The organism is Nocardia sp. NPDC058244, assembly GCF_042882065.1.
GTDB lineage: Bacteria > Actinomycetota > Actinomycetes > Mycobacteriales > Mycobacteriaceae > Nocardia.
In genome coordinates this window covers 963,351-990,346 of the sequence record NZ_JBHVWX010000001.1, presented here as the reverse complement: position 1 = coordinate 990,346, position 26,996 = coordinate 963,351, and the positions used below count along the sequence as shown (strand labels likewise).

The 26,996-nt window shown below is 69.6% G+C and carries 30 protein-coding genes; 13 read left to right on the top strand and 17 right to left on the bottom strand.

From position 1 onward, the window contains the following. Positions 1-6 precede the first annotated feature (6 nt). From ACFVW6_RS04610 to ACFVW6_RS04580, 7 genes are all read right to left on the bottom strand, one after another. Positions 7-666 carry an MspA family porin gene (locus ACFVW6_RS04610; RefSeq protein WP_355273474.1) on the bottom strand — a complete coding sequence of 220 codons (660 nt, stop codon included), beginning with the start codon at positions 664-666 and terminating at the stop codon, positions 7-9. Positions 667-731: 65 nt separating this feature from the next. Next, positions 732-1,412, bottom strand: a complete 681-nt coding sequence (locus ACFVW6_RS04605) for an MspA family porin (protein WP_218721722.1) — start codon at positions 1,410-1,412, stop codon at positions 732-734. Positions 1,413-1,932: 520 nt separating this feature from the next. Beyond that, the gene (locus ACFVW6_RS04600) at positions 1,933-2,115 is read right to left on the bottom strand and encodes a hypothetical protein (RefSeq protein ID WP_378823667.1); all 183 of its coding nucleotides are present in this window, start codon (positions 2,113-2,115) and stop codon (positions 1,933-1,935) included. A gap of 5 nt (positions 2,116-2,120) precedes the next feature. Continuing rightward, positions 2,121-2,663: a MogA/MoaB family molybdenum cofactor biosynthesis protein gene (locus ACFVW6_RS04595; RefSeq protein ID WP_355274623.1), complete on the bottom strand. Its 543-nt coding sequence runs from the start codon at positions 2,661-2,663 to the stop codon at positions 2,121-2,123. Next, on the bottom strand, positions 2,663-4,189 hold the full coding sequence (locus ACFVW6_RS04590; protein WP_378823669.1) for a trypsin-like peptidase domain-containing protein: 1,527 nt from the start codon (positions 4,187-4,189) through the stop codon (positions 2,663-2,665). The genes ACFVW6_RS04595 and ACFVW6_RS04590 overlap by 1 nt, the downstream gene beginning before the upstream one ends. 92 nt (positions 4,190-4,281) lie before the next feature. Continuing rightward, complete coding sequence (locus tag ACFVW6_RS04585; RefSeq protein ID WP_378823670.1) at positions 4,282-5,742, bottom strand: ATP-binding protein; 1,461 nt, start codon at positions 5,740-5,742, stop codon at positions 4,282-4,284. A gap of 9 nt (positions 5,743-5,751) precedes the next feature. Further along, a complete protein-coding gene (locus tag ACFVW6_RS04580) occupies positions 5,752-6,438 on the bottom strand; it encodes a response regulator transcription factor (protein WP_355273484.1) in 687 nt (228 codons plus the stop codon). Between the two features lie 243 nt (positions 6,439-6,681). Between ACFVW6_RS04580 and ACFVW6_RS04575 the strand changes: the two genes are divergently transcribed. From ACFVW6_RS04575 to ACFVW6_RS04550, 6 genes are all read left to right on the top strand, one after another. Further along, positions 6,682-9,501 carry an ATP-binding protein gene (locus ACFVW6_RS04575; RefSeq protein WP_378823672.1) on the top strand — a complete coding sequence of 940 codons (2,820 nt, stop codon included), beginning with the start codon at positions 6,682-6,684 and terminating at the stop codon, positions 9,499-9,501. Continuing rightward, positions 9,498-9,902, top strand: a complete 405-nt coding sequence (locus tag ACFVW6_RS04570; RefSeq protein ID WP_019049250.1) for a roadblock/LC7 domain-containing protein — start codon at positions 9,498-9,500, stop codon at positions 9,900-9,902. The genes ACFVW6_RS04575 and ACFVW6_RS04570 overlap by 4 nt, the downstream gene beginning before the upstream one ends. 6 nt (positions 9,903-9,908) lie before the next feature. Further along, positions 9,909-10,280 carry a DUF742 domain-containing protein gene (locus tag ACFVW6_RS04565; RefSeq protein WP_355273490.1) on the top strand — a complete coding sequence of 124 codons (372 nt, stop codon included), beginning with the start codon at positions 9,909-9,911 and terminating at the stop codon, positions 10,278-10,280. Between the two features lie 4 nt (positions 10,281-10,284). Next, entirely contained in the window at positions 10,285-10,884 is a 600-nt protein-coding gene (locus ACFVW6_RS04560; RefSeq protein ID WP_218717093.1) for an ATP/GTP-binding protein, read from the top strand. Beyond that, positions 10,877-11,659, top strand: a complete 783-nt coding sequence (locus ACFVW6_RS04555) for a hypothetical protein (protein ID WP_378823675.1) — start codon at positions 10,877-10,879, stop codon at positions 11,657-11,659. Before ACFVW6_RS04560 ends, ACFVW6_RS04555 begins: the two co-directional genes overlap by 8 nt. Before the next feature lie 495 nt (positions 11,660-12,154). Then, on the top strand, positions 12,155-12,379 hold the full coding sequence (locus tag ACFVW6_RS04550; RefSeq protein WP_355273495.1) for a hypothetical protein: 225 nt from the start codon (positions 12,155-12,157) through the stop codon (positions 12,377-12,379). A 121-nt stretch (positions 12,380-12,500) separates the two neighbouring features. On the opposite strand, the gene rpmF is transcribed toward ACFVW6_RS04550, so the two are convergent. The 3 genes from rpmF to mrf are packed head-to-tail and all read right to left on the bottom strand — an operon-like array spanning position 12,501 to position 14,242. Beyond that, positions 12,501-12,674, bottom strand: coding sequence for a 50S ribosomal protein L32 (gene rpmF, locus ACFVW6_RS04545; RefSeq protein WP_355273498.1), 174 nt, complete (start codon positions 12,672-12,674; stop codon positions 12,501-12,503). 3 nt (positions 12,675-12,677) lie between these two features. Further along, the gene (locus ACFVW6_RS04540) at positions 12,678-12,944 is read right to left on the bottom strand and encodes a type B 50S ribosomal protein L31 (protein ID WP_378823678.1); all 267 of its coding nucleotides are present in this window, start codon (positions 12,942-12,944) and stop codon (positions 12,678-12,680) included. Further along, positions 12,941-14,242, bottom strand: a complete 1,302-nt coding sequence (gene mrf, locus ACFVW6_RS04535) for a ribosome hibernation factor-recruiting GTPase MRF (RefSeq protein ID WP_378823680.1) — start codon at positions 14,240-14,242, stop codon at positions 12,941-12,943. Before mrf ends, ACFVW6_RS04540 begins: the two co-directional genes overlap by 4 nt. A gap of 103 nt (positions 14,243-14,345) precedes the next feature. Here mrf and rpmB point away from each other — a divergent pair, with 103 nt between their 5' ends. The 4 genes from rpmB to rpsR are packed head-to-tail and all read left to right on the top strand — an operon-like array spanning position 14,346 to position 15,356. Beyond that, positions 14,346-14,582, top strand: a complete 237-nt coding sequence (gene rpmB, locus ACFVW6_RS04530; protein WP_019049258.1) for a 50S ribosomal protein L28 — start codon at positions 14,346-14,348, stop codon at positions 14,580-14,582. Between the two features lie 11 nt (positions 14,583-14,593). Next, the gene (gene rpmG, locus ACFVW6_RS04525; protein ID WP_019049259.1) at positions 14,594-14,764 is read left to right on the top strand and encodes a 50S ribosomal protein L33; all 171 of its coding nucleotides are present in this window, start codon (positions 14,594-14,596) and stop codon (positions 14,762-14,764) included. Next, positions 14,764-15,069 (top strand): 30S ribosomal protein S14, encoded by a 306-nt coding sequence (gene rpsN / locus ACFVW6_RS04520; protein WP_355273507.1) that lies wholly within the window; start codon positions 14,764-14,766, stop codon positions 15,067-15,069. The genes rpmG and rpsN overlap by 1 nt, the downstream gene beginning before the upstream one ends. 32 nt (positions 15,070-15,101) lie before the next feature. Beyond that, on the top strand, positions 15,102-15,356 hold the full coding sequence (gene rpsR, locus ACFVW6_RS04515; protein WP_022566236.1) for a 30S ribosomal protein S18: 255 nt from the start codon (positions 15,102-15,104) through the stop codon (positions 15,354-15,356). 84 nt (positions 15,357-15,440) lie between these two features. Here rpsR and ACFVW6_RS04510 read toward each other — a convergent pair whose 3' ends face one another. Beyond that, positions 15,441-16,010: a LysM peptidoglycan-binding domain-containing protein gene (locus ACFVW6_RS04510; RefSeq protein ID WP_355273511.1), complete on the bottom strand. Its 570-nt coding sequence runs from the start codon at positions 16,008-16,010 to the stop codon at positions 15,441-15,443. Between the two features lie 215 nt (positions 16,011-16,225). Here ACFVW6_RS04510 and ACFVW6_RS04505 point away from each other — a divergent pair, with 215 nt between their 5' ends. Further along, positions 16,226-16,669 carry a hypothetical protein gene (locus tag ACFVW6_RS04505; protein ID WP_378823683.1) on the top strand — a complete coding sequence of 148 codons (444 nt, stop codon included), beginning with the start codon at positions 16,226-16,228 and terminating at the stop codon, positions 16,667-16,669. 57 nt (positions 16,670-16,726) lie between these two features. Here the strand turns inward: ACFVW6_RS04505 and purH are convergent, their stop codons facing one another. From purH to sucC, 6 genes are all read right to left on the bottom strand, one after another. After that, positions 16,727-18,292 (bottom strand): bifunctional phosphoribosylaminoimidazolecarboxamide formyltransferase/IMP cyclohydrolase, encoded by a 1,566-nt coding sequence (purH, locus tag ACFVW6_RS04500; protein WP_378823686.1) that lies wholly within the window; start codon positions 18,290-18,292, stop codon positions 16,727-16,729. Then, positions 18,289-18,945, bottom strand: a complete 657-nt coding sequence (gene purN / locus ACFVW6_RS04495; protein ID WP_355274625.1) for a phosphoribosylglycinamide formyltransferase — start codon at positions 18,943-18,945, stop codon at positions 18,289-18,291. The genes purH and purN overlap by 4 nt, the downstream gene beginning before the upstream one ends. Before the next feature lie 56 nt (positions 18,946-19,001). Continuing rightward, positions 19,002-20,516: a DUF6350 family protein gene (locus ACFVW6_RS04490; protein ID WP_378823688.1), complete on the bottom strand. Its 1,515-nt coding sequence runs from the start codon at positions 20,514-20,516 to the stop codon at positions 19,002-19,004. A 112-nt stretch (positions 20,517-20,628) separates the two neighbouring features. Further along, on the bottom strand, positions 20,629-21,693 hold the full coding sequence (locus tag ACFVW6_RS04485) for a DUF5336 domain-containing protein (protein ID WP_355273520.1): 1,065 nt from the start codon (positions 21,691-21,693) through the stop codon (positions 20,629-20,631). Positions 21,694-21,892: 199 nt separating this feature from the next. After that, positions 21,893-22,810: a succinate--CoA ligase subunit alpha gene (gene sucD, locus ACFVW6_RS04480; RefSeq protein ID WP_378823691.1), complete on the bottom strand. Its 918-nt coding sequence runs from the start codon at positions 22,808-22,810 to the stop codon at positions 21,893-21,895. An 11-nt stretch (positions 22,811-22,821) separates the two neighbouring features. Further along, positions 22,822-23,988 carry an ADP-forming succinate--CoA ligase subunit beta gene (gene sucC, locus ACFVW6_RS04475; protein WP_355273526.1) on the bottom strand — a complete coding sequence of 389 codons (1,167 nt, stop codon included), beginning with the start codon at positions 23,986-23,988 and terminating at the stop codon, positions 22,822-22,824. Positions 23,989-24,508: 520 nt separating this feature from the next. Between sucC and ACFVW6_RS04470 the strand changes: the two genes are divergently transcribed. Next, a complete protein-coding gene (locus ACFVW6_RS04470; protein WP_355273528.1) occupies positions 24,509-25,552 on the top strand; it encodes a M23 family metallopeptidase in 1,044 nt (347 codons plus the stop codon). Between the two features lie 58 nt (positions 25,553-25,610). Beyond that, positions 25,611-26,990 (top strand): DUF1731 domain-containing protein, encoded by a 1,380-nt coding sequence (locus ACFVW6_RS04465; protein ID WP_378823694.1) that lies wholly within the window; start codon positions 25,611-25,613, stop codon positions 26,988-26,990. Positions 26,991-26,996: the final 6 nt, after the last annotated feature.

The window sequence follows — 26,996 nt, the reverse complement described above, 5'->3', positions numbered from 1 at the left end:
GAACAATCAGCCCAGGCTGAACGGCTGACCCCACAGGGTCACCCAGCTGATGACGTTGTCGGTTTCGACCTCGACGCTCACGAAGGCACGAGCCTGCGCGTAGCCGCCGCAGCCGGACAGACCGATGGTCGAATCCGACCAGGTCACCGAGCCGGCGCCGTTCTTGAACTTGTTCGACTTGCCGTGCGACTCCGAGCCGTAGTCGTCGGCCTTCTCGATGTCGAGAATGTAGAACGACTTCGACTGGCCGGGGCCGAGCGAGAGCTCGCCGCCGGTGCCGACGCCACCGGAAGCGTTGCCTTCCCAGTCGCTTTCGACCGTCGCGTCACCGGAGACACCGCCGCCGGCGATGTTGACCTGGCAACCCACGGTGTAACCCGGGAAGATCTTGCCGGAGCCGCCGTCGGAGACGGTGACCTGCGCGCTACCGGAGACCCACGCGTTGCGGTGCACCGGGGTGGAGCCCATCGACGGGCTGATGTTGGCCGACTCGCCCACCAGGCTGATCTCGACGACGGTGCCGTCGGACAGGGTCTTGGTGATGTGGCCGCCCGGCAGGGGAACGAAGGTGTCGGCGTTGGCCGCGCCCGTGGAGAACAGGCCGACGGCCACGGTGGCCGCGGCGCTGACGCCCGCCATCCGCGCCATGAACTTACGGTTGATCATAGGAATTGTCCCTCGAGATTGAGTTCGCCGCAGCGAGAAGAAGATTCGGGCCGGTTCGAAAGACGTCAGCCGATGCTGAACGGCATGCCGTACAGGGTGGTCTTCGAGTAGTTGTCACCGATGATCTCGACCACGGTGTACGCCCGGGCCTGCGCGTAGCCGGCGCAGCCCTGGATCTCGATCTCCGCGTCCTGGTAATCGATCGCGTAGGTGCCGGCCTTCTGGATGTCCTTCGAGCTGATCTGCACGAACTTGACCTCGCCCGGGCCCAGGTTGACGCCGATCGAGCCGCCGGCGCTCACGCCACCGGTGCTCAGGCCGCCGGAGACGCCGGCGCCGATCGCGTCGTCGGCGATGCTCACCTGGCAACCGACGATGTAGCCGGTGTTCAGCTGGGAGGTGCCGTGGGTGGAGGAGTTGTTGGAACCGGGGCGGCCGGACGGACCGTTCCAGGGGCCGACCTCGCCCTCGGGGGTGTCGGCGACCTCGGCCAGCGCGGTGCCGGAGACCCAGACGACGCGACCCGCGCCGTTGGCGGCCAGCGACGGCGAGATCAAAGCGTGCTCACCCGTGCGGGTGATGGTCACGCCGGCAGGGCTCACCTTCTGGCCGTCCGGCAACGGCACGAAGGTGTCGGCGTTGGCGGCACCGGTCGACAGCAGGCCGAAAGCCACGGCGGCCGCGGCAGCGCCGACGCCCGCGGCACGGGCGCCGCGGCGCACACCGGTGGTGCGGTTCTCGCTCATACTTCCCCTCATCAGTGTCTAACAGCCGGTCTCGACTTTCGAGACCGGACGGGTGGACCTCACAGGCCCAGCTCAGTGTGTCGCCCCTTTGTTGCCGTTACGTAACCAACTGTTATTTCGACGATACGGACGGGGCCGGTGTGGCGAACCCGAGCCAGGGTTCCACCGGGTGGTTCAACACACAGAAGTGGGGTACTGCGGGGGCCAATAGTTGATGGCTCGATGGCGAACATTAAACGCTGTGCAGCCGTTCCGGCAACGAAAGAGTTCGTAAATTTCAATGTGACCCCAAGCACAGGTGCGCACATCGCCACATGCTTTGACGTGCATAAATGCATCGGAGATCAGCGGCGTCAACGGGACTGAACCGGAAGTGGTTACTGGCGAGTTTCGAACACTTATACGACAAAGGACCACGCTTTCGCGTGGTCCCGAGGAATTGTCACCCGTTCGCAATCACACCCGAAACGGCATTTCGGTGCGTGCCTATTACGTAGCGGCTACGTAGATAACGGTAAGGTCACCCGTGGTGCGGTGGCACCTGCGAACGTAACCATTCGTCGTTATCCGAGCGCCCCCCGCGCTCGTCGCCGGTGGTTTCGGGCAGCACGTCGCCGAAAATACGGGCCAGGCGCGCGGCCTCGGCGGCCTTGCGCCGGACGGCCTCCTGGCCCCCCGGCGACGTGCTGTCCGACGACGTCATCGCCGTCACTCGTCCAATCCGGAGAGCTCATCGATCACCCGGCTCGCGAGCGGGCCCAGCGTGGCCATGCCGTCGCGGATGGCGGAGCGGGTGCCCGGCAGATTCACGACCAGGGTGCTGCCGGAGATGCCGGCGACGCCGCGCGACAGACCCGCGTCCAGCGAGCCGGCCACCCGGCCCGAGGCCCGCAGCGCCTCGGTGATGCCGGGCAGTTCCCGGTCGAGCACCTGCACGGTGGCCTCGGGGGTGATGTCGCGGGGCGACATACCGGTGCCGCCGACCGAGATCACCAGATCGACGCCGCCGATCACCGCGGTGTTGAGCGCGTTGCGGATCTCGACCTCCTCGGCCTGCACCGTCACCGAGGCGTCGACCAGGAAGCCCGCCTCGCTGAGCAGTTCGGTGACGAGCGGGCCGAACGAATCCACGCCGCCATGCGCCGTCCGATCGTCGACGACAACAACCAGTGCACGCCCTGCCACGGGAGCATCGATGTCCATGCTCATCACCGTAGCGCCTACACACGACAGCGCCGCGCTCGAACGCATCATCGGCCGCCCTCCGCCGCGGCGCCGGTGAGGGTGACCTCGACCGTCTTGGCATTGCCGCCCTGCTCGTCGGTGTAGGTGAGCTTCACCTTGTCGCCCGGCTGATGCGAGCGGACCGCCGCGATCAGCGCGTCGCCGGAGTCGATCGGCCGGTCGTCGAGCCGGGTGACGACCGCGCCTGCGGGCACGCCCGCCTTCGCCGCGGGCCCGTCCGGGGTGACCTCGAGTACCCGGGCCGCGGTGTCCTGCGGCCGCAGCTTGATGCCGACCTGGGCGTAGGTGGCGTGGCCGGTCTTGATCAGTTCGTCGGCGACCCGGCGGGCCTGATCCACCGGGATGGCGAAGCCGAGGCCGATCGATCCACTCTGCGCGCCGCCCGCGGCCTCGCCGCCGAGGCTGGCGATGGCGGTGTTGATGCCGATCAGCTTGCCCTGGCCGTCGACCAGCGCGCCGCCGGAGTTGCCCGGGTTGATCGCCGCGTCGGTCTGGATCGCGTCGATCACCGGGTTGACCTGGCTGGGGGTGCCCTCACCGCTGGTCGAGACCGGGCGGTTGAGCGCGGAGACGATGCCGGTGGTGACGGTGCCCGCCAGGCCGAGCGGCGAGCCGATCGCGATCACCGGCTGCCCCACCGCGAGCCCGTCGGAGGTGCCGAGTTCGATCGGGGTGAGCCCGCTCTTGCCGCTGACCTTGATGACGGCCAGGTCCGAGACCGGATCGGCGCCGATCATGGTGGCCGGCGCGGTGCTGCCGTCGCTGAACACCACTTCCATCTTCGCCGAGGCGCCCGCGCCCGCGGCGACGTGATTGTTGGTGAGGATCAAGCCGTCGGTGGACAGCACGACCCCGGAGCCCTCGCCGGAGGCGCGCGCACCGGCCACCTTGATCATCACGACGCTGGGCAGCACCCGCTGGGCAACCGCCTGGGTCGACCCGGCCGGGGCGTTGGCGACGTTGTTGACCGCGGGCTTGGGCGCGTCGAGCGCGTTGGTCACCGGGGCGGACTCGGAACCGGTCGCCAGCACGCCGACGACACCACCGATACCGCCACTGACCAGCGCCAGCGCCGTGGCTCCCGCCACCAGACCGAGCCGCAGCGGCTTCCGCGGCGGCGCGACGACACCACCGGGCTGTCCCCCGAAGGCGGGCGGAACCTGCTGACCGTGCGACACGCCGTAAGCGGACACGCCGGGCAGTGGCGCCGTGCCATAGGAATCCGCGGTGCCGTAGTGCTGCGGCGAGCCGTACGGCTGCTCGGCGCTGTGGGAGGACGCGGCGCCGTACGGCTGCTCAGGGGCGTGAGGTGGCACCGGGCCCGCGGGCTGGCCGCCCGGCTGTGCCCCGGGGAACGGGCCCGGCTGACCGGGGTGCGGCACCCCACCGAAGGGTTGGGCGGCACCGGCGGCGGGCAGCTGGCCCGAGGCCGGACCCGGACCGGGGAACGGCGCCCCGGCGGGATGATCCGCGCCGCCCGGTCCGGAGTCGGCGGGCTGGTCAGCAGGTCGCTGCTGGGGATCGTCGGTCATGGTGTCTGTCTCCTCACGCTTGCCTACCAGCTTCGTGACGGGTACTGAGAGGCGGCTGAGATCGTCCCGTCAGTTCGCCGAGACTCCGCGGATCACACCGAGCCGGGCTCGGCGTCGTCCGGAACCGCCGGTGCCTCACCGGGCAACACGATCCGGACCAGGGCGCCGCCGCGGTCGGAGGTGTCGATCGCGATCGTGCCACCGTGCTTGGTCACCACCTGCTTGACGATCGCGAGCCCGAGCCCGGAACCCGGCATCGACCGCGAGGCCGTGGTCCGGTAGAAGCGCTCGAACACCAGCTCCCGTTCGTCGCTGGGGATGCCGGGGCCGGCATCGGCGACCACCAGCTCGAGCAGGCCGGGCCCGGCCGGGCGCATGGTGATCCTGACCTCCGCGTCGCCGGGACTCCACTTGGCGGCGTTGTCGAGCACGTTGAGCACCGCGCGTTCCAGGCCCGCCTCGTGCCCGTAGACGAACCACGGGCGCAGTTCGGCGGTGAAGGTGATGCCGGTGCGCCTGCGCCGCGCACGCTCGAGCGCGCGCTCGGCCACCTCGCCGAGATCCACCCGCTCGTAGACGGTTTCGGGCGCGTCCTCGCGGGCCAGGTCGACGAGGTCGCCGACCAGCGTCGAGAGCTCCTCGATCTGGGCGACCACGTCCGCGCGCAGCTCCGCCATGTCCTCGTCGGGCAGCTGCGGCGCGCCCGGCCTGCCCGAGGCGATGAGCAGCTCCATATTGGTGCGCAGGGAGGTCAGCGGGGTGCGCAGTTCGTGGCCCGCGTCGGCGACGAGCCTGCGCTGGCGGTCGCGGGATTCGGCCAGCGCCCGCAGCATCGTGTTGAAACTCTCGGTGAGCCTGGCCAGTTCGTCGTCACCGGTGACCGGGATCGGGGTGAGGTCGTCGGTGCGGGCGACCCGCTCGGTCGCGGCGGTCAGCCGGGCGATCGGGCGCAGGCCGGTACGGCCCACCGCGGTGCCCGCCGCGGCCGCGAGCACGACGCCACAGGCGCCGACCACGAACAGCAGCCAGGCCAGCCGATCGAGCACCTCACGGGTGCGGTAGAGCTTCTGCGAGATGATCAGCGTCGCGCCGCTGTGCGTGCGCGCGGCGAGCACCCGCTGGTCACCGACGGTGCGCAGCGACGAGTTGATCTTGCCGTCGGCGACGGCGAGCTCCTGCGCGCCGACCGGCGGAATCGTCTGCTGCGGCGGCATGTACGGCTTGTGGTCGGCGTAGATCAGCGCGACGCCGACATCGTTGGAGAACAACCCGGCCAGCACGATCGACTGGAAGCCGAGCGTCTCGAAGTTGTTGTTGATCATCGTCGCCGCCCTGGCCTCGAGCTGGGCGTCGACGTCGGCGTAGAGCGCGCGGGCCACCATCGCGTAGGCCGCGATGGAGGTGACCGCGACGGCGATGAGCACCACCGACGCGGCCAGCAGGGTCACCCGCCAGCGCAGCGACACCGAGCGCGTCAGCGGCATCGGTGGGCGCATCTCCCCCGCGTCCGGCGGGCGCCGCAGCACGGCGACGGCGGGTTCCTTGGATGCCATCGCGGCCGCCTACGGAGGGGTCTCGCGCAGCACGTACCCGACGCCGCGCACCGTGTGGATCAAGCGTTCCTCGCCGTCGGCCTCGGTCTTGCGCCGCAAATAGCCGATGTAGACCTCCAGCGCATTTCCCGAGGTGGGAAAGTCGTAGCCCCAGACCTCTTCGAGGATGCGGCCGCGGGTGAGCACGCGACGCGGATTGGCCATCAACATCTCGAGCAACGAGAACTCGGTTCGGGTGAGGCTGATGGCGCGATCGCCGCGCGAGACCTCCCGGGTCACCGGATCCAGCGACAGATCAGCGAACACCATCGCTTCCGACGCCTCGCCCGGGTCGGGTGCGCGCCTGCGCAGCAACGCGCGCAAACGCGCCAGCAATTCCTCCAACGCGAAAGGCTTCGGCAAATAATCGTCGGCGCCCGCGTCGAGGCCGGCGACTCGTTCGGAGACCGAATCCCGGGCGGTCAATACCAGAATCGGCAGATCATCGCCGGTGCTGCGCAGGCGGCGGCACACTTCGAGGCCGTCCAGCCTGGGCATCATCACATCGAGAACCAGGGCATCGGGCCTGGCCGCGGTGACTTTCTCCAACGCGTCCATGCCATCCACCGCCAGGTCGACGGTGTAGCCGTTGAAGCTCAGCGACCGGCGCAGTGATTCCCGCACCGCGCGATCGTCGTCGACTACCAGAATGCGCATGTGCCCAGTTTGCCGTGAACGACTGAGAACGTACTGAGAGGGGCACGCTCCGCGTGGCGGTCGCGATGTGCCAGCGTATATTCGGCGAATTGCAGACCGTGTGGTCCGGATTGCCGATGCCCACCCATCCGGGTATCTTTCCTGCGGTAAAAGAAGACCTCCAGTTGGTTCTGCGCTCGCATCGCTCCGCGACCTCCCCGCGCGGGCCGGGGTCTCACGTGGAAGCAGAGGCAACGCACGCGGATGGAACCTGCATCGCGCTCCTGGCAATTCAGCCTGTCGAACTGGTCGGTTACGCGCAAGGTCGGTGTGGTGCTGGTGCTGCCGGTGATGCTGGCGACCACGTTCGCCGTGCTCCGGATCAACAACGAGCTGCAAATGATGACGCAGCTCAGCGCCGCCACCGAGCAAGCCACCGTCATCCGCCCCGTCGTCAAATTCGCCACCGCCACCGAGCAACTCGCGGTCGCGGCGACGGCCAACTGGGGCGCGATCGCCGACCCACAGACCGACGCGGCGCTCACCACCTACGACCAGGCGCTGGCCGAGGTACAGAGCGCCATGCGCTCGGCCCGGCTCTCGCCGACGATCCAGACCGAGCTCACCGCGGCCACCGCCACCGGCGCCACCCTGCGCAACACCGTGCGCGGCGGCTCCCCGGCGATGGTCGGTGAGCAGTCCGACGAGATCGCCGAGCGGATCGCGAACGCGCTCGCGCAGACGCCGAACGTCGAGGACTTCGTCGTCCAGCGCTACTTCTTGCAGCTGACCGCGCTGCATCAGGCGCGCCGGATCCTCACCCACCAGCGTCTGCTGGTCGTCTCCCCCGACGCGGGCCGCAGCCAGAGCGCGCGGGCGCGGATGCTGGTCGAGCTCGGTTCCGAGATGACCACGATCATGACCTACGCCATGATCATGCCGGAGAAGGCGGGCAGCCGGGCCGCGATGATGGACGCCGTCCAGACCAGGATGAGCGTGCTCAGCCAGAACGCGGGCGACCCGACCAGCAACGCCGCGGTGCTCAACACCCTCCAGGTCAGCGCCGACACCTACGCGTCGAGCCTGAACCAGCTGCTCGACAGCATCGACCACACTCTCGAGACCAACACCGCCAACGCGCAGACCGGCGCGCTGCGCGAGACCACCCTGGTGCTCGGCATGCTGCTGGCCGGTCTGGCGCTGGCCCTCGCGGTGGCCCGCACGCTGGTCGTCCCGGTGCGCAGGCTGCGGCGCGACGCGCTCGAGGTCGCGCACGTGAAGCTGCCCGACGAGCTCGCGGTCGTCCGCAGCGGCGGCGCGACCCCCGAGATCGCCCCGGTCGGCGTGCATTCCACCGACGAGATCGGCCAGCTGGCCCGCGCCGTCGACGAGATCCACGAGCAGGCCCTGAACCTGGCCGCCGACCAGGCCCGCCTGCGCCTGCAGATCGGCAACATGTTCGAGACGCTGTCGCGGCGCAGCCAGTCGCTGGTCGAGCAGCAGCTCGCGCTCATCGAGGAACTCGAGCACGACGAGGACAACCCCTCGCGCCTGCAGACGCTGTTCCGCCTCGACCACCTCGCCACCCGCATGCGCCGCAACGGCGACAACCTGCTGGTGCTCGCCGGTACCGTGCTGCGCCGCGGTCACCTGCCGCCGGTGCCGCTGTCGGACATGCTCTGGAGCGCGGTCTCGCAGGTGGAGGACTACCAGCGGGTCGAGATCGGCAACGTGCCCGACGGTGTCGTCGCCGGTGAGTCCGCGGTCGACATCGAGCACCTGCTCGCCGAGCTCATCGACAACGCCCTGCGCTACTCGCCGCCGAGCACCTCGGTGGCGGTCATCGTCGGCCGCGCGGTCGACGGCGGCTACCTGATCGAGATCACCGACCGCGGTCTCGGCATGTCCGCCGACGATCTGCAGACCACCAACGACCGGCTCGCCTCCGGTGGTGAGGTCACCATCGAGACCGCCCGCCGGATGGGTCTTTTCGTCGTCGGCAGGCTGGCCAAGCGGCACACCATCACCGTCAGCCTGCGGCGCACCTCCACCCAGGCGCCGCAGCCAGGCATCACCGCGAGCGTGCACCTGCCCAGCGCGCTCGTCTCGCCGCCGCCCACGGTGTCGGGTCCGCCGACCGGCCCCAACCCGATCGTGTCGACCGGCTCGCACGCGCTGGTGCCCTCGGCCATCGGCCCGCACGCCCTGACCCCCGCCGACATCACCGGGCCCAATCCGGTCATGTCGCCGACCGGCCCGAACCCGCTCGTTGTGCCGGTGCCCGCCGGCCCGAACCCACTGGTGCCGACGGGTCCGAATCCCCTCGTGCCGACCGGCCCGAATCCCCTCGTGCCGACCGGCTTCGGTCCCGCCGAGCACATCGAGCCGCCGAGTGCGCCGCTGACCGGAGCCGGCCTGCCGCAGCGGCGGCCCAACGGCCAGGAGCCGCCCGTACCCGTCGAGCCCGAGCCGGAGCCCGAGGAACCGACCGGGCTGTGGGCCGAGCACGAGCACGACACCGACGATCTGCCGGTCCCGGCGACCGCCCCGGCCGACGAGGCCCCGGCCAGGACGATCGGCCTGCCGCAACGCGTTCCCGCCTCCGCGCTCAGCGAGCTCACCGAGACACGGCAGGTGCCGCGCTTACCCGAGCCCGAACGGGCACCCGAGCCGACGCCTGCGCCGGTCGCCGCGGCGGATCCGATGCCGACCGCGAGCACCCGGCTGCAACCGGTGCCCGGCGAGGCCCCGACCCCCATCTATCAGCGGATGGTCTCGGAATGGCTCGTCGAACCAGCTTCCGCCACTGCCGAATCCGGCGGCAACGGCGCATCATGGAGTTCCCCCGGAGACGCGGGCTGGTCGGCAGCGGCCAGCGCGGGCAATCCACCGACATCGTCGCGCACCGTCGGTGGCCTACCGATCCGTAAACCGGGCGCCCAGCTGGTCCCCGGCGGTCTCACCCCGGCCGAGGAGGCGGGTGCTCGCGATCCCGAGGAGATCCGCAACAACTTGACCAGACATCTCAGCGGCGTCCGCAGTGGCCGTGCCGAGATCCAGTACAACGACGGAGGCCTCGAATGAGCAACGCGCACCCCACGGACGAGAATCTGAATTGGCTGGTCGCCCGCTTCACCCGGGACGTGCCCGGCGTCTCGCACGCGGTGCTGGTCTCGGCGGACGGTCTGCTGCAGGCGACCAGCCCGCACCTGCCCTCGGACCGGGCCGAGCAGCTGGCCGCGGTGACCGCGGGGCTGGCGAGTCTATCGATGGGCGCGGCGCATCTGTTCGACGGCGGCAAGGTCATGCAGTCGATCGTCGAGATGCAGCGGGGATACCTGCTGGTGATGAGCGTCGGAAACGGCTCGCACCTCGCGGTTCTGGCCAACAAGAGCCACGACATCGGCCGCATCGGCTACGAGATGGCGCTGCTCGTCGACCGAGTGGGCTCGGCGGTCACCGCCACCGCCCGCTCCGCCGGCTGAGGTGAGATGTCGAGTCCGTACGGATCAGAAAACCGGCCGACGACCAGGGTCAGGCCCTACGCTCTGACCTCGGGCCGGACCGAGCCCGCGATCTCGCTGCCCTTGGAGGCAGTGGTGGAGACGGTCTCCTACACCGCGCACATGGAATGGCCCGTAGGGGACTTGCGCACCGAAATCGTGCGACTGGGTACACATCGGCTCTCGGTCGCGGAAATAGCTGCATACCTCGGACGCCCACTGGGTATGGTCCGGGTGATGATCGGCGATCTCGTAGTCGGCGGGATTCTTCGAGTGCATTCGACGCTGACCGAGCAGGCGAGCTATGACGAACGCCGATCACTGATGGAGAGGACTTTGCGTGGACTCCGTGGCCTCTGAGGGCATGCGCCCCCCGAACCCCGATCAACGGGTCGCGTCGACCAAGATCGTCGTGGCAGGCGGATTCGGCGCAGGCAAGACGACTTTCGTCGGTGCGGTGTCGGAGATCGTTCCGCTGCGCACCGAGGCGATGGTCACCCATTTCTCCGACGGCATCGACGATCTCGCCGAGACGCCGGAGAAGGAGACGACCACCGTCGCCATGGACTTCGGCCGCATCGTGCTGCCGGGCAACCTGGTGCTGTACCTGTTCGGCACGCCCGGCCAGAAGCGGTTCTGGTTCATGTGGGACGACCTGATCCGCGGCGCCATCGGCGCGGTGGTGCTGATCGATACCCGCAGGCTGGAGGACAGCTTCGCCGCGGTCGACTTCTTCGAGGCGCGCGGCCTGCCGTTCCTGATCGCGGTGAACCGCTTCCCGAACGCGCCGCGCTTCCCGATCGCCGAACTGCGCGAGGCGCTCTCGGTGCGCGAGGGCATCCCGATCGTCGACATCGACGCGCGCAACGCGGTCGAGGTCAGGCAGGCGCTGGCGGCGGTCACCGAGTACGCCATCGCGCAGCTCGAGCCGCAGCAGTTCGAGGAGGCCGGCCGGCGTGGCTGACCTGCTCGCCGCGACCGGCGCCGAGACGTTCGGTCGCGGTACCGGCATCGCCTGGCTCGCGTTCGGCCTGTCGGTCCTCGGCGCGCTGGTGGCGTTCGCCTGCGTGCGGCACGCGAAGTACTCCCAGCGGTTCCGGCTGCTCTGGCTGACGATGGCGGCGGTCTCGCTCGGCGGGGTCGGCCTGTGGCTGGCGAATTCGGTGGCGCTGCTCGGCATCCGGGTGCAGGAGACCACGCTGCGGTACAACGCGGCGCTCGGCGCCGCGGCGGCCGCCACCGCGGTCGTCGGCGTGCTGGCCGGTCTGCTGATCGGCGGCCGGACCCCGCAGCTGCCGCGGCTGATCATCGGCGGGCTGACGATGGGTCTCAGCGTCGGCCTGTCGACCTACCTGACGCTGGACGCGCTGGCGGTGCAGGGCACCGTGGACGAGTCGCTCGGGCTGATCGGTGTCGCCGTGCTGGCGTCGATGGCGCTGTGCACCGCGACGCTGTGGGCGTTCCAGGTCGTGCGGGTGGTCCTCGTGCGGGTGGCGGCCTCGGCACTGTTCGCGGTCGGCGTCGCCGCCGTGTACTACACCGCGCTAGCCGCACTGGAGTTCACGATCGATCCGGGCAGCCGGACGCCGGGCGGGCTCACCCCGTTCGACCTGGTGTTCCCGATGTTCGTGCTCGGCGCTCTCGGCCTGACGGTGCCGATCACCGCGGTGCTGATCGCGCCGGACCGGCGGGACGCGGCCGAACGCCAGCGCGAGGCGCGCACCGTCGCCGCCCGGTGACCAGCTAACGTCCGGTTTGTCGGAAAATTTGTGAACGAGCGCCCCGCTCGTGGAATCCATCGCGACGGGCCGCATTCGGCCCGAAAACCGCCCCTGAAGTGGCGATGAGCGGGTTCTCCTTAACCGGAGAACCCGCCCTCCCGCACGAGAGTACATACCCGCCAAGGACTCCGCATCAGTCACTCGGGAATTTTCTTGTGCCACAAAACAAACCAAGAGTTGGTTATGCGCCTTCCAGCAATCGCCCGGCAAGCCGTCCGCCCTGCTCACGCCAAGTGGCATCTGTCACATCGGTAACCGGCCGATTGCCCGGCACCCACCGATCCGGCGCTGAGCAGGCACGACAACCGCACCGAAAGCCCCCTGGACAGCGTGCGCGGAAGAACCGGCCGCTGACGGCGCGTTCGGCCCCCACCAGGCCCGTCAGCGGGTTATCGTCGGCCGGGGCGCATTCGTCTCGCCCAGCACATCCAAGGTTCGTTCGAAGGAGTTCGCATGGCCGTCAACGTGGTGCTCGACAAAGTTCTCGACAAGGAATACGAGAACAAGACGCTGAAGGAAATCCTCGCCGCGCCGCCGTCGGCCCTGGCCGGCCTGACCGAGGCGCACGACAAGCAGCTGCTCGAGGCCCTGAAGATCAAGACCATCGCCGACCTCGGCAGCAACAAGTTCTTCCAGCTCGCCGCGGCCCTGGCCGAACTGGCCGAGCGCGAGGGCTGATCCCTCGTACCAGCGACGACAACGGCCTGCCGGACGTATCCGGCAGGCCGTTGCTGTTGTCCGATCCCCGATTCGGATTGTCCCCTCCGAACCAGCTCTCGAACTCCGCGTACGGGCGAACCTAGATCCGCGACGGGTCGATCAGACCCTTCCGCACCGCCCCAACGATACGACGCGGCACCTGGTATTCCACACCGGCGACGGTGACCGGAACCAGCTGCGGAACGGCGGCTTTCCACTGCGAACGCCTGCTGCGGGTGTTCGACCGCGACATCCTGCGCTTCGGCACTGCCATGACTCAGCCCTCCTTGCCTGCGCGCGAACGCTTTCCGTACTTGCGCTCGAACTTCTCCACCCGGCCCTGGGTGTCGAGATTGCGATGGGTGCCGGTCCAGAACGGATGCGAATCCGAGGTGACGTCGACGACCAGCAACGGATACGTCGCGCCGTCGGCCCATTCGACGGTGCGATCGCTGGTCGAGGTCGACCGGGTCAGGAACCGCTTGCCGGTGCTCGAATCCTCGAAGACCACCGGGTGGTAGTCGGGGTGGATGCCCGCTTTCATGACGTTTCTCCTCTCTCGGTGCGCTCGCCCGCCGTGGCCGCGGCCTCGGACGGATCGGCGCAGGGGTCTTCGTGCCAGTCGCCGAAGGGGTCGTCCCACAACGCGACTCGTTCCGGCGCCCGGTCGACGAGCAGCAGCTCGTCGTCTTCGACCAGCGCCCAGTGCAGCGCGTGCCGGATCTCGGCGGGATCGGCGTCGTGGGCCAGGATCACCAGCGACACATCGCGATCGCCGAACCGCTCGTCCCAGCGCAGCGCGGCCATCGCCCGGCGGTCCGGATCGGCCTCGGCCTGCTCCTCGGCGCTCATCGCGGCCAGCCAGCGACCGGCGCCGCCGACCCGCAGGCCACCGCCCGCCGATTCCAGCCACACCACCTGGTCGGGCTGGGTGGCCAGCCAGATCCGGCCGCGCGCGGTGACCACGCCGTCGAACAGCACGTCCAGCGCGTCGTGCAGCCGGCCGGGATGGAACGGCCTGCGCGCGGCGAATTCGATGAGCGAGACACCGCAGTCGGTGGTCAGCGGCGGCTGACCGCGCAGCAGCGGAGCGTGGGCGTCGAAGATCCGGCCGCGGCGCGCGTCGGCCGGGACGCGGGTCAGCAGCGCGCCGACCTCGACCGCGTCGAAGGCGGGCAGCTGGTCGAGCCAGGCGACCGGCGCGGTGGGCGTCATCCGGCCCAGGACGGCGCCGAGGCGTTCGCGGTCGAGCGCGTCGACCCCGGTGGCCAGCACCACCAGCGCGTCGGCGAACTCGACCTGGCCGACGGCCACCTGCGCGACCGTCCGCTCGTCGTCGGCCGCGGCGAGCCCGCGGTCGGCCAGCACCTCGTCGCCGGTGGCGTCGGCCAGCCACTGCTGCCCGTCCAGGCAGGTCAGCGTGGCCTCGATCCGCACGTTCCGGCTCGCGGGCCCGTCGACCCGGTCCGCCACTCCGGTCACCTCGACCGTGTCGATCGCGTGGCACAGCGCCTCGGCCTCGATGGCCGGGTCGAGCGCGAGCACGATGCGGCGCACGTGCTCGCGGGCGGCGAGCGTGCACAGCATCGGCAGCAGATCCGCGCGCAGCGTGCACGACACGCAGCCGTGCGCGAGCTCGAGCACGGTGGTCGTGACGGTGCCCGCGGTGCGCACCGTGCGCCGCACGACGCCTTCGCGCAGCTCGGCGAGGTCGTGGTGCACCACCACGGTGCCCGCGTCCGCACTCAGTGTCGCCGCGATGTGCTCGACGCCGGTCATGGCAGGTCCGGAGAAGCCGGCCAGCAGCACGACGGGCGTTCTCCGGTCGGACTGGTCCAGCACCCGAAACCCCTTTCGATAACGATTTTCATTTACGTTACCCCCACGGTACAGTGCGGAATAACTGTTGTCGAAAATGGTTGTCATCACCATGGAGGGAGGTCGCATGTCGGCCCACTGCCAGGTCACCGGTCGCAAGCCCGGCTTCGGAAAAGCCGTCTCGCACTCACACCGGCGCACCAACCGGCGCTGGAACCCCAACATCCAGCGCAAGACCTACTACCTGCCCAGCGAGGGCCGCCGCATCACGCTGACGGTCTCCGCCAAGGGCATCAAGACCATCGACCGGGACGGGATCGAGGCCGTGGTGGCCCGCATCCGCGCCCGCGGCGACAAGATCTAGGAGGAGCACACATGGCCTCGAAATCGACCGATATCCGGCCGATCGTCAAACTCAAGTCCACCGCGGGGACCGGCTACACCTACGTCACCCGCAAGAACCGCCGCAACGACCCCGACCGGCTGGTCCTGCGCAAATACGACCCCGTCGTGCGCAAGCACGTCGACTTCCGCGAGGAGCGCTGATGGCGAAGAAGTCCAAGATCGCCCGCAACGAGCAACGCCGCGCGATCGTGGCGCGCTACGCCGCCCGGCGCGCCGAGCTCAAGGAGCTCATCCGCAAGCCGTCCACCGGGGACGCCGAGCGGGCCGCCGCGCAGGCGGAACTGCGCAACCAGCCCCGCGACGCCAGTCCGGTACGATTGCGCAATCGGGATGCAGCCGATGGCCGGCCACGCGGCCATCTCCGGAAGTTCGGCCTCTCCCGTGTTCGTGTGCGCGAGATGGCCCACCGGGGCGAGCTCCCTGGGGTCCACAAATCGAGCTGGTAGACACCCACTGATCTCGTGAGAAGGAACATCGCATGGCAGTGAAGCGAGCACCGTCCAAGAAGGCACGCGCCGAGCAGGGCCGTAAGCCGAAGAAGAACCCGTTGATCGCCGCGGGCATCGAAGTCGTCGACTACAAAGACGTCAACCTGCTGCGCACCTTCATCTCCGATCGCGGCAAGATCCGCAGCCGCCGGGTGACCGGCCTGACCCCGCAGCAGCAGCGTCAGGTCGCCGTCGCGGTGAAGAACGCGCGCGAGATGGCGCTGCTGCCCTTCACCAGCCGGTAGGCACCGCAGAACCAAAAGTGGCCCCGAAGCTGTTGCCTCGGGGCCACTTTCGTTGTGCAGGCGATGAACGCTGCGGCTACGTCATCACGGGATGGTGAGGACCTGGCCCGCGTTGATCAGGTCCGGGTTGTCGATACCGCTGGCCGACGCGATCTCGTGGTAGCGATTGCCGTCGCCGTAGAAACGCTCGGAGATGGCCCACAGGGTGTCGCCCGGCTCGACCGTGTAGGTCTGCGCCGCGGGCGGCGGGGGGACCTCTTCGGCGATCGGGGCGGCGGCGACCGGCTCCGGCTCGGCAGCCGGGGCGGGCAGCGGGTTGTCGGTGTTGGTGGCGGTGGCCCACGCGACCGAGTCGTCGGTGCCGTAGAGCACGACGTTGCGGTCGGGCTGCACCACCAGGCGCTCGACGTTCTTGCCGCTGGTGTCGGTCGCCCAGACGCGCGAGCCGTCACCCTTGTAGATGACGAAGTCGCCATCGTGCTGCAGGGCCGCGCGCTGCACGTCCTGCCCATGAGTCTGTGCGGCCCACACGACGTTACCGTCGGGCTCGGTCAGCACAAGGTTGCCGTCCGGCTGCAGGGCCAGGGTGTACGCACCGCCGGTCAGGGACTGTCCCAGTCCCAGTTCTTCGCCTACGCGCAGCGTGTCGCCCACGTTTGTCCTTTCGAAGATCCAGTTGCAGAGCATCCAACATCAGTGATGCTCGCCGCTTGCCACGGCGTCGCATCGGAAGCGAATGTAGTCCCCACCGAGCCGAAACGGGTGAGTTACGCGCAGGGTTCGCGGAAAGTTCACTGTGGGGAGTATCGCGTTTAGAATGCCCCACTCGGCCGGGCGAGCGCGAACGCCACGCCGACTAGGCTCACGGTATGCGAACGACGTCGCGTTTCACCGCCGCCGCGGCCGCCCTGGCCGTGCTGCTGGGCCCGATCACCGCCTGCTCGAGCTCCGATGACGCTGCACCCCAATCGAATTCGACGACAACGAGCGCCCGGCCGGAAGACGGCAACGCGAGCCTCGGCCATCGATTCACGCCCGATCCCACCATCGTCAACCCCCATCCCCTGCCCTTCACCTCGTGGACCCGCCTGAGCGACAACACGATCGGCGTGAATTTCCAGACCGGCAACCCGGAGTGCTACGGCGTCGACGCCACCGTCACCGAGTCGGCCACCGCCGTCGCGGTCGCCCTGCGCGGGGGCACCCGCGCCGACGCGGTCGGCAAGATGTGCACCATGAACGCCGTCTTCGGCACCGTCGAGATCACCCTGAAGTCACCGCTGGGCAGCCGCCAGGTGGTCGACGCCGGATAACGAGAACGGGTGCCGCACCGAGGATTCGGTGCGGCACCCGTCCGGGTTCGCCGTGACTCAGTGCGCGAAGTGACGCGCTCCGGTCAGGTACAGCGTGACGCCGGCTTCCTTGCAGAGCTCGACGGTGTCCTTGTCGCGGATCGAGCCACCGGGGTGCACGATCGCGCGCACGCCCGCCGCCACCAGGATCTGCGGGCCGTCGGAGAACGGGAAGAACGCGTCGGACGCGGCGACCGAGCCCTTGGCCCGCTCACCGGCCCGCTCGACGGCCAGCTTGCAGGAGTCGACCCGGTTGACCTGACCCATGCCGACGCCGACGGCGGCACCGTCGTCGGCCAGCAGGATCGCGTTCGACTTCACGGCACGGCAAGCGCGCCAAGCGAATTCGAGGTCGGCCAGGGTGGTGGCGTCGGCCGGGTCGCCCGCGGCGAGGGTCCAGTTGGCCGGATCGTCGCCCGTGGCGTCGAGGACGTCGCGGTCCTGCAGCAGCGCGCCGCCGCTGATCGGGCGCAGCTCCACACCCTTGCGCTGCGGCGCCGCGGCCACCAGCACGCGCACGTTCTTCTTGCGCTGCAGCACCTCGACCGCGCCGGGCGCGTAGCCGGGGGCCACGATGACCTCGGTGAAGATCTCCGCGACCTGCTCGGCCATCTCCACGCTGACCTCGCGGTTGGCCGCGATCACGCCGCCGTAGGCGCTGACCGGGTCGGTGGCGTGGGCCTTGCGGTGCGCCTCGGCGATATCGGCGCCGACGGCGATGCCACACGGGTTGGCGTGCTTGATCACCGCGACGGCGGGCTCGTCGAAGTCGTAGGCGGCGCGCCAGGCGGCGTCACCGTCGGTGTAGTTGTTGTACGACATCTCCTTGCCGTGCAGCTGCTCCGCCTGCGCGATCCCGACCGTGCCGTCGTTGCTGGTGTACAGCGCGGCGGCCTGGTGCGGGTTCTCGCCGTAGCGCAGCACCGCGGCGCGCTCCCACGAACCGGCGACCCAGCCGGGGAACTGCTCGGTCTCGGGCTGCACGGCGGGCACGGCGACCGAGCCCATCCAGCTCGCGACGGCCACGTCGTAGCTCGCGGTGTGCTGGAAGGCCTTGGCGGCCAGGCCGGTCCGCTCGGCGAGGGTGAAGCCGCCGGACTTCACCGCGGCGAGCACGTCGTCGTAGTCGTTGACGTCGACGACCACACCGACCGAGGGGTGGTTCTTCGCGGCGGCGCGCACCATCGACGGACCGCCGATGTCGATCTGCTCGACGCACTCGTCGATGCTCGCGCCGCTGGCCACCGTCTGGGTGAACGGGTAGAGGTTCACCACCACCAGCTGGAAGGCCTCCACGCCCAGCTCGGCGAGCTGGTCGACGTGCTCCGCGCGGCGGGTGTCGGCCAGGATGCCCGCGTGCACCCGGGGGTGCAGGGTCTTGACCCGGCCGTCGAGGGTCTCCGGGAAACCGGTCAGGTCCTCGACCTTGGTGACCGGAATGCCCGCCTCGGCGATCTTGCCCGCGGTCGAACCGGTCGACACCAGCTCCACGCCGGCGGCGTGCAGTCCGGTGGCCAGCTCGATGAGCCCGGTCTTGTCGTAGACGCTCACCAGCGCCCTGCGGATCGCCTTACGTTCACTCACCGGCGTGCTCGCTCATCTGGAATTTCTGCCTTTCGTCCGTCGGAGACAATGCCTCGGGTGGCGACAGCGGCGATGACCTCCGCCAGCAACCGTCGCTCGACAACCTTGATGCGCTCGTGCAGGGCGGCCTCGTCGTCGCCGGGCAGCACGTCGACCGCCTCCTGCGCGAGGATCGGGCCGGTGTCGACGCCACCGTCGACCAGGTGCACGGTGCAGCCGGTGACCTTGGCGCCGTAGGCGAGCGCGTCCCGTACCCCGTGCGCGCCGGGGAACGAGGGCAGCAGCGCGGGATGGGTGTTGATGAACCGGCCGCCGAACCGCTCGAGGAACGCGGGACCGACGATCTTCATGAAGCCGGCGGAGACGACCAGGTCGGGCCGGAAGGCGTCGACGGCCTCGGTCAGCGCGCGATCCCAGGCGGCCCGATCGTCGAAGTCCCGCACCGCGACCCGGAAGTGCTCGATCCCGGCGGTCTCGGCGTGTTCGGTCGCCTGGCACACCCGGTCGACGCCGACCGCGACGATCTTCGCGGGATAGCCGGGCTCGCGCGCGGCGGCCAGCAGCGCGTTGAGCAGCGAGCCGGTGCCCGAGGCGAGGACGACGACGGTAGCCGGTGTCCCTGCGGGCTTCCACTGGGCAAACGAGGACGTCAGCGCTCTACTCCTGCGTGTGTCGGGTGGCGGCGATCGGCGATACCGCCGGGTCGAGCTTAACGACCGGTGCTCTTGTCACCTTCCGGCAGGTCCGACTCGACGACCTCCGCGTCGACGATGTCGTCGGTCGGCGGGGCCGTCGAGCCCGGTGCGGCGATACTCACCTCGACGTCGTCGTCGAAGTCGGTGACCAGTTCGGCGTCGACCTCGACGGCGGAATCGTCGTCGTCGTAGTCGGGTTCGTCCTCGTCGTCGTAGTAGTAGTCGTCTTCGTCGTCGTACTCGTCGTCGAAGTCGTCGTGGTCGGCGTAGGTGTCGTCGTACTCGTCGTAGTCGTCGGCCGGGGCGGCGGGGGCGAGGAAGCGCCGGGCGAAGAACATGCCGACGAATCCGCCGAAGCCGAACCAGGTGACCATCAGCACGACAAGCATCAGCAGGTCGACCCCGGCCCGGCCGACGGCGCCGAGCTGTCCGCCGCCGAGGATCGCGAGCACGAGGAAGATCAGGGTGGACAGCGCGGCGGAGGTGAGCGTCGCCCACGGCGCGCCCGGCCGGTCGTCGCTGGTGCGGCCCAGCTCGATACCGCCGAGTACCCCCACCGCGATCGGGATCAGCAGCAGCACCGGCCACCAGGCCGCCGACGGCCCCTCCGGCAGCGGGATCAGCGCGGGCAGCGCGGGCACCGGTCCGGCAGTGACCCCGAACAGCCCGACCGACCCCGCGCCGAACTGCACCGGCGCGCCGCACAGCATTCCGGCCGCGGCGATCACCACGTTCGGCAGATAGAGCAGCGACAGCAGCGTCATGCCGAGCACGTCGGTGACGTTGTGCGCCTGGTCGTACGCGCCGTCGAGCCGGGACAGGTGCAGGAAGAACGACACCGCCGTGGCCAGCGCGGCGCAGCCGAGCATTCGCAGCACGGTGCGCCGGGCGGCGCGGGCGCCGAGCACGGCCCACGCCGGGATCTCGACCGGCAGCAGCGCGCACACCGAGGGCCAGGCGCGGGTGGCGATCCCGCCCGCCGCCGCGCCGAGGTAGAGCACGAGCACCCAGCCGAACGCGGTCACCGGGCCGGGTGGTTCGAGCGGGGTGACGCCCGCGGCGTCACCGGTGACGGCCAGGCAGACGGCGGTCATCAGCAGCGGGCCGGCGAGCACGGCGCCGGCGAGCCAGCCGAGGTCGACCGGGGTGGGACGGCGGGGCACCGCGCGGGCGCATTCGCGGGCGGCCATCAGGACCAGGATCATGGTCGGGACGAGCGGCAGCACACCCAGCGTCGTCCGGCCCACGGTCAGCGGAACCTGATGGGCGGCGAGCCAGGTCGCCGCGACCGCGCCGGGTGCGCTGGTCAGATCGGTATCGGTGGTCAGCATGACCACCAGGACCAGCAGGACCGTCGCCGCCAGCCCACAGATCGTCGGCCGGGCGGCGACCAGCAGCAGCGTGCGCGCCCGCTCGGGCGACAGCGACCACCAGGGCGGTTCGTGACCGTGCCCGGACGGCGGTGCGGTGGCCTCCCCGTCACCGCGTGACCCGGAGGTCCGGCGCACGAGGGAGTTACGGGAGCTCATGACAATTCAGCGTGGCAGCTTCCCCGGCGGGCGCGGGTCAGGCGCGCCGCGAGCCCACAGGCGCACCTGTGGGCTCGCGATCGAACCTGTGCCACGCGCGGCGGCCGTCGGTTTACTTGTTGTCGTCGGTCGGGCGGAACGCCGTCGTCGCGTCGGACGCCGGGTCGGCGTTCTGCTCGCCACCGAACGGCTGGCCCTGCTGCGGCGCGGCCGCACCGGGCTGCGCGCCACCGTAGGTCGGCGCGCCGAAGGGCTGACCCTGGCCGGGCTGCTGCCCGCCGAAGTGCTGGGTCGCGCTCTCGTCCGGCCGCGGCTGCGCCTGCGGCGCGGCACCGTAGGGCGACTGCTGCTGCGGCGCACCGTACTGCTGGCCGTACGGCGACTGCGGCGGCTGCTGGCCGTAGGACGGCTGCTGGCCCGGCTGGCCGTAGGACGGCTGCGGCGCCTGCGGCACCGACGGCTGGCTCTGCTGGCCGTACGGCGACTGGGTCGGGTACTGGCCGCCGGTCTGGCTCTGGCCGTAACCGCCCTGCCCGTACGCCTGCTGGCCGGTGCCCTGGCCGTAGCCCTGCTGGCCGTAGCCCGGCTGCTGGCCGTACTGGCCGTACTGACCCGGCTGCTGCTGCGGCTGGGCGGGCTTGGGCGCGGGCGGCTTGATGATGCCCAGCTCGAACAGCACCGCGACGATCGCGGCAGCCGCGGTGAGCAGCGCGAAGACGATCACGATGTAGGCGCCGAACTCCAGCTCGGCGCCCTCGGGGACCGAGAAGGTCAGCGCGAGCACGGCGAACAGGCCCGCCACCGCGGCCGCGGCCGAGGCGCCGAGCAGCTTCTGCTTGGGCAGCAACGACACACCGGCCAGCAGACCGGCCAGCAGCACGATGCCCAGCGTGGCCGAGCCGCCGAAGTAGGCGAAGAAGCTGTCGGTCTCGTCGCTGCTGACGGTGGTGCCGCCGATGGTCACCGGCTTGGTGCCGACGAACGGCAGGAAGCCGAGCAGGAAGGTCAGCACGCCGAGGCCTGCGGTCGCCGCGGTCAGAATGAAGGGCAGCCCTTTGCCTTCCGCGTCGGTCGCGGACGATGGCGCAGCGCCGGCGGCACCGGTGCTCGGGCCCTGGCTGGGCGCGGCGGGTGTCGCGGGTGCGTTGTACCCGGAGCCCCCGGTCGGGTAGGACATGTCGTCGTCTCCTTGTCGAGTCGTGCGCATCGGTCGCGTCGAACTGACTGGTGCTGATCCGGTTACTGACGCTACTGCACGTCCTGTCCCCGGTCATCACCTACCGAGCGGGGCTGTGGACAACCACCGCCCTGTGCAGAATCGACGAAGGCCGCCCCGGTCAAACCTGGAGGCGGCCTTCGTAGCTGTTGCGTGCGGATCAGGCGGAGGCGATGGACGCCTTCTCCAGGATCTCGCGCGCGAGCGCGGCGGTGGCGGACGGCGTCTTGCCGACCTTCACACCCGCGGCCTCGAGCGCTTCCTGCTTGGCCTGCGCGGTACCGCCGCCGCTGGAGACGATGGCGCCGGCGTGGCCCATGGTCTTGCCCTCGGGCGCGGTGAAGCCGGCGACGTAGCCGACGACCGGCTTGGTCACGTTGGCCTTGATGTAGGCCGCGGCCCGCTCCTCGGCGTCGCCACCGATCTCGCCGATCATGACGATGATCTTGGTCTCCGGGTCCTTCTCGAACGCCTCGATGGCGTCGATGTGGGTGGTGCCGATGACCGGGTCGCCGCCGATGCCGATCGCGGTCGAGAAACCGAAATCGCGCAGCTCGTACATCATCTGGTAGGTCAGGGTGCCCGACTTCGACACCAGGCCGATCGGGCCCTTGCCGGTGATGTTGTTCGGGGTGATGCCGACCAGCGCCTCGCCGGGGGTGATGATGCCGGGGCAGTTCGGGCCGATGATGCGGGTCTTCTCGCCCTTCTCCACGTTGTAGGCCCACGCGTAGGCGGAGTCCTGCACCGGGATGCCCTCGGTGATGACCACGAGCAGCGGGATCTCCGCGTCGATGGCCTCGACGATGGCGTCCTTGGAGAAGGCGGGCGGCACGAACGCGATGGAGGTGTCGGCGCCGGTCTTCTCCATCGCCTCGGCGACGGAAGCGAACACGGGCAGCTCGATCTCGTTGCCGTCTTTGTCGGTGTGCTTGACGGTGGTGCCCGCCTTGCGCGCGTTCACGCCGCCGACGACGTTGGTGCCCGCCTTCAGCATCAGCGCGGTGTGCTTGGTGCCCTCGCCGCCGGTGATGCCCTGGACGATGACCTTGTTGTCCTTGTTCAGGAAGATGGACATGTTCGTGTTCCTTACTTGGCTGCGGCCAGTTCGGCAGCCTTGTCGGCGCCTTCGTCCATGGTCTGGGCCAGCGTCACCAGCGGGTGGTTGGCCTCGGCGAGGATCTTGCGGCCCTCGTCGACGTTGTTGCCGTCGAGACGGACGACCAGCGGCTTGGTGGCCGCGTCGCCGAGGATCTCCAGCGCCTTCACGATGCCGTTGGCGACCGCGTCGCACGCGGTGATGCCACCGAACACGTTGACGAACACGCTCTTGACCTGCGCGTCGCCCAGGATGACGTCCAGACCCGCGGCCATCACGGAAGCCGAAGCGCCACCGCCGATGTCGAGGAAGTTGGCCGGCTTCACGCCGCCGTGGTTCTCACCGGCGTACGCGACGACATCCAGGGTCGACATGACCAGGCCGGCGCCGTTGCCGATGATGCCGACCTCACCGTCGAGCTTGACGTAGTTGAGGTCGTTCTCCTTGGCCTTCAGCTCGAGCGGGTCGGTCGCGTCGACGTCGGCGAAGTTCAGGTGATCGGGGTGCCGGTACTCGGCGTTCTCGTCCAGGGTGACCTTGCCGTCGAGGGCGAGGATCTCGTCCTGCGGGGTGCGCACCAGCGGGTTGACCTCGACCAGGGTGGTGTCTTCGGAGATGAAGACCTCCCACAGCTTCTGGATGGTCACGGCCGCGGCGTCGAGCACGTCGGCGGGCAGGTGGCCCTTCTCCGCGATCTCGCGGGCGAAGGCCAGGTCGACACCCTTGACGGCGTCGACGGCGATCTTGGCGAGGCGCTCGGGGGTCTTCTCCGCGACCTCTTCGATCTCCATGCCGCCCTCGACCGAACACATGGCCAGGTAGGTGCGGTTGGACCGATCGAGCAGGAAGGAGATGTAGTACTCCTCCGCGATGTCCTTGGCCTCGGCGACAAGGAGCTTCTTGACGATGTGGCCCTTGATGTCCAGGCCGAGAATGTTCTGCGCGTGCGTGAACGCGTCCTCCGGGGTGGCGGCGTACTTGACGCCACCCGCCTTACCACGGCCGCCCACCTTGACCTGCGCCTTGACCATCACCGGCTTGCCGATTTCCTCGGCAATCGCGCGAGCTTCTTCGGCCGTGTCGCAAACACGACCCTCGGACGAAGGCACTCCGTGCTTAACGAAGAGCTCCTTCGCCTGATATTCGAAGAGATCCATGTACTCACCGTCTCGTCTGCGTTGCTATGACAACGTCTTTGTTGGCGGCCCGACGTCGGTAGCGGGTCGGGTCGGACTCTAACCAGTCACATGGAGGGCCAATCGGCCACATTCATCCTAAGTGGCGCAGGTCACGACGTGTTACGGGAGGTCGGGAAAACCGCTGGCCAAGGCTACTGGCGAGTAGTTTTTCGGCGATTTCCGGCACCGTGGCAGGTCGGGACACGTAAAGCCGTGACCCCTCACGATCTACTACGTTATGTCGTCGAAGGTCCTCACCCGGGAGGCCTCGAAATGGTGAGACATTCCGACGCGTTACGGTGACGAATCTCACACACTACGGTACGTTTTCGACGAGCGCTTGCCACTCTGCAATCGCTTCGTTACCGTCAATGCGGTCGAAGTCACAACCAGGTCACGACAACCAGGTCACGACTGGCAAGTCAGGACTGAGGAGGACGACAAGCTTGAGGCACGTCAGCACTCGCTTGGAACAGCCGTCGGCGATTCGGCGCAGCCGATGAACCACCGCTCCACCTTCACAGTCGAAGATCGCACCAACTCCGGCCACCGTTACCGGTACACCGACGAGTACACCTCGCACCCGCAGGGCAGGCGCGCCCCCGCCGCGGCGCCCGAGCCCGCGTGGCCGCAGCAGAACACCTGGCAGGACCAGAACCACTGGAACGCCGACAGCGCGTGGACCCCCGCCGAGGACGAGTGGACTCCGGACGAGTCCGACACCTATGACTCCGGCACCTACGCCACCGCGTGGGAGCCCACCCGCGCCACCGAATCCGAAGAGCCCGCGCCGCGCCGCGCCGAACGTCGTGGTGGCGCGCACCGCGTGCCCGCTCCCCCCGCCGCGCTGAAGGGCCGCGCCGCGGTCATCGCCGTCGCCGCGGGCGCTGTCGTCGCCGCCGGTCAGGCCGCGATGGCCGATCCGGGCCAGCCGGCGCACGGTGTCGACTACGAGGCCGCCGGTCAGATCCACGAGATCGCGGCCCAGTCGATGAGCACCGCCGATCTCGACGAGAACGGCACCGGCGCTTCGGTTCTCGACGCCACCACCATCGCCGACAAGAGCCACTTCGACGACATCCTGGCCAAGGGCCAGAAGTTCGCCGAAGATCTCGCCGCGCAGGAATCGGCCAAGCTGCGCCCGCTGTTCGCGAAGTTCACCTCCGGTAACTACACCTCCGGTTTCGGCGCCCGCTGGGGTGTGCAGCACCTCGGCATCGACGTCGCCGGTCCGATCGGTACCCCGATCTACTCGGTCGCCGACGGCACCGTCATCGAGGCCGGGCCCGCCTCCGGCTTCGGCATGTGGGTGCGCGTCCTGCACGACGACGGCACCGTCACGATCTACGGCCACATCGACACCGCGACCGTAGTGCAGGGTGAGCGGGTCATGGCGGGCGATCAGATCGCCACCATGGGCAACCGCGGCTTCTCCACCGGCCCGCACTGCCACTTCGAGGTGTGGCTCAACGGCACCGACAAGATCGATCCGGTCCCGTGGCTGGCCACCCGCGGCATCAGCCTGGGCGCCCAGCGCGACTGAGGTGAGGTGATCAGCGGCACCCTTCCCAGTGCCGCCGGTCCCGGTTAGCGTTCCAGTCATGGCTGGTACGACGAAGTACACGCAGTTCATCGCGCTCCCACCGGAATCCGTGTGGAGCGTCCTGGGGGATCTCGAACAGTGGCCGGAGTGGAATCCGGGCGTGCGGTCGGTGCGGATGCACGGGCCGGTCGCCGTCGGCGCCACCGGTGACTACCTGCCGAGCGGACAGGTCGCGGCGCGTATTCACGGCCGATTCGGCGAATCGTTCACCGTCACCACCGTCATCCCCGACCGGGAACTGAGCATCGAACAGCCCGAACCCGCCGGGACCATGCGGCTCACCTGGCGGCTGACCCCGCGCGACGGCGGCACCGAGATCACCCAGGAGCTGCGGTTCACCGGTCCGACCGCCGCGGCGGCGCGCGCGGTGGTCCGGCCGTTCATCGAAACCGATGCGCGCGTGAACTTCTCGCGGCTGGCGCGGCTGGCCGGGCTGGTGCCCGCCGACGACGCGCTCACCGTGGTCATCGCCGGTGGCACCGGTGCGCTCGGCACCCAGATCGCCGCCGACCTCACCTGTCGCGGCCAGCGCGTCACCCTGCTCACCCGCAGGCGCATGCCCGCGCTGCCGTTCCGGCAGACCGAATGGGACGGCCGCTCGGTCGGCGCCTGGGCCGCGGAACTGCGGGAACCGGGCAGGCTCGCGGTGATCAACCTGGCAGGCAAGCTGGTCGACTGCCGGCCCACCGAACGCAACATCACCGAACTGCGCACCAGCCGAGTCGATTCCACCGCCGCCCTGGTCGCCGCCGCCGGGCTGCGCGACACCCCGGTCGACTACTGGGTGCAGGCCAGCACCACCGCGATCTGGTCGGACGCGGGCGAAACCCGCTGCACCGAAACCACTCCCCTGCCCGTGGGCCTGCCGCAGATGACCGGCGTCGCCCAGCCGTGGGAGGAGGCGTTCGATCCGGCTCGCGCCGCGCACTGGACGATCCTGCGCACCTCCATCGTCCTCGACCCCGACGCTCCCGCGCTGAAGCGCCTCGCCCAGCTCACCAAGGCGGGTCTCGGCGGGCGGGTCGGCCCCGGTGACCAGTGGTTCAGCTGGATCCACATCGAGGACTGGCTCGCCGTCGTCCGGGCGACCCTCGGTCTCGATCCCGACCTCGCCCTCCCCGACGGCGTCCTCGTCGCCGCGACCGAATTCCCGGTCCGCAACACCGAACTCATGGCGACGCTGCGCCGCCTGCTGCACCGGCCGCCGTCGCCGCCGACCCCGGCGGCGATCCTGAAGGTCGGCGCCGTCGTCCTGCGCACCGACCCGGCTCTCGGCCTGACCGGCCGCCACGCCACCTCGGAAGTCCTGCACAAGGCGGGCTTCGCCTTCCGCTATCCGACTCTCGACGAAGCCCTGACGGATCTACTGCCGCACTGAGGTTCT

Excerpts from the sequence above, each read along its gene's own strand:
- sucD (WP_378823691.1), bottom strand. The coding sequence starts at position 22,810 with ATGTCCATCTTCCTGAACAAGGACAACAAGGTCATCGTCCAGGGCATC.
- ACFVW6_RS04465 (WP_378823694.1), top strand. The coding sequence starts at position 25,611 with ATGGCTGGTACGACGAAGTACACGCAGTTCATCGCGCTCCCACCGGAA.
- rpmG (WP_019049259.1), top strand. The coding sequence starts at position 14,594 with ATGGCCTCGAAATCGACCGATATCCGGCCGATCGTCAAACTCAAGTCC.
- ACFVW6_RS04610 (WP_355273474.1), bottom strand. The coding sequence starts at position 666 with ATGATCAACCGTAAGTTCATGGCGCGGATGGCGGGCGTCAGCGCCGCG.
- ACFVW6_RS04485 (WP_355273520.1), bottom strand. The coding sequence starts at position 21,693 with ATGTCCTACCCGACCGGGGGCTCCGGGTACAACGCACCCGCGACACCC.
- ACFVW6_RS04470 (WP_355273528.1), top strand. The coding sequence starts at position 24,509 with ATGAACCACCGCTCCACCTTCACAGTCGAAGATCGCACCAACTCCGGC.
- ACFVW6_RS04575 (WP_378823672.1), top strand. The coding sequence starts at position 6,682 with ATGGAACCTGCATCGCGCTCCTGGCAATTCAGCCTGTCGAACTGGTCG.
- ACFVW6_RS04560 (WP_218717093.1), top strand. The coding sequence starts at position 10,285 with ATGCGCCCCCCGAACCCCGATCAACGGGTCGCGTCGACCAAGATCGTC.
- ACFVW6_RS04565 (WP_355273490.1), top strand. The coding sequence starts at position 9,909 with ATGTCGAGTCCGTACGGATCAGAAAACCGGCCGACGACCAGGGTCAGG.
- ACFVW6_RS04605 (WP_218721722.1), bottom strand. The coding sequence starts at position 1,412 with ATGAGCGAGAACCGCACCACCGGTGTGCGCCGCGGCGCCCGTGCCGCG.
- sucC (WP_355273526.1), bottom strand. The coding sequence starts at position 23,988 with ATGGATCTCTTCGAATATCAGGCGAAGGAGCTCTTCGTTAAGCACGGA.
- ACFVW6_RS04580 (WP_355273484.1), bottom strand. The coding sequence starts at position 6,438 with ATGCGCATTCTGGTAGTCGACGACGATCGCGCGGTGCGGGAATCACTG.
- ACFVW6_RS04585 (WP_378823670.1), bottom strand. The coding sequence starts at position 5,742 with ATGGCATCCAAGGAACCCGCCGTCGCCGTGCTGCGGCGCCCGCCGGAC.
- rpmF (WP_355273498.1), bottom strand. The coding sequence starts at position 12,674 with ATGGCAGTGCCGAAGCGCAGGATGTCGCGGTCGAACACCCGCAGCAGG.
- ACFVW6_RS04590 (WP_378823669.1), bottom strand. The coding sequence starts at position 4,189 with ATGACCGACGATCCCCAGCAGCGACCTGCTGACCAGCCCGCCGACTCC.
- ACFVW6_RS04490 (WP_378823688.1), bottom strand. The coding sequence starts at position 20,516 with ATGAGCTCCCGTAACTCCCTCGTGCGCCGGACCTCCGGGTCACGCGGT.
- ACFVW6_RS04550 (WP_355273495.1), top strand. The coding sequence starts at position 12,155 with ATGGCCGTCAACGTGGTGCTCGACAAAGTTCTCGACAAGGAATACGAG.
- ACFVW6_RS04570 (WP_019049250.1), top strand. The coding sequence starts at position 9,498 with ATGAGCAACGCGCACCCCACGGACGAGAATCTGAATTGGCTGGTCGCC.
- ACFVW6_RS04600 (WP_378823667.1), bottom strand. The coding sequence starts at position 2,115 with ATGACGTCGTCGGACAGCACGTCGCCGGGGGGCCAGGAGGCCGTCCGG.
- ACFVW6_RS04505 (WP_378823683.1), top strand. The coding sequence starts at position 16,226 with ATGCGAACGACGTCGCGTTTCACCGCCGCCGCGGCCGCCCTGGCCGTG.
- rpsN (WP_355273507.1), top strand. The coding sequence starts at position 14,764 with ATGGCGAAGAAGTCCAAGATCGCCCGCAACGAGCAACGCCGCGCGATC.
- rpsR (WP_022566236.1), top strand. The coding sequence starts at position 15,102 with ATGGCAGTGAAGCGAGCACCGTCCAAGAAGGCACGCGCCGAGCAGGGC.
- ACFVW6_RS04595 (WP_355274623.1), bottom strand. The coding sequence starts at position 2,663 with ATGCGTTCGAGCGCGGCGCTGTCGTGTGTAGGCGCTACGGTGATGAGC.
- ACFVW6_RS04540 (WP_378823678.1), bottom strand. The coding sequence starts at position 12,944 with ATGAAAGCGGGCATCCACCCCGACTACCACCCGGTGGTCTTCGAGGAT.
- rpmB (WP_019049258.1), top strand. The coding sequence starts at position 14,346 with ATGTCGGCCCACTGCCAGGTCACCGGTCGCAAGCCCGGCTTCGGAAAA.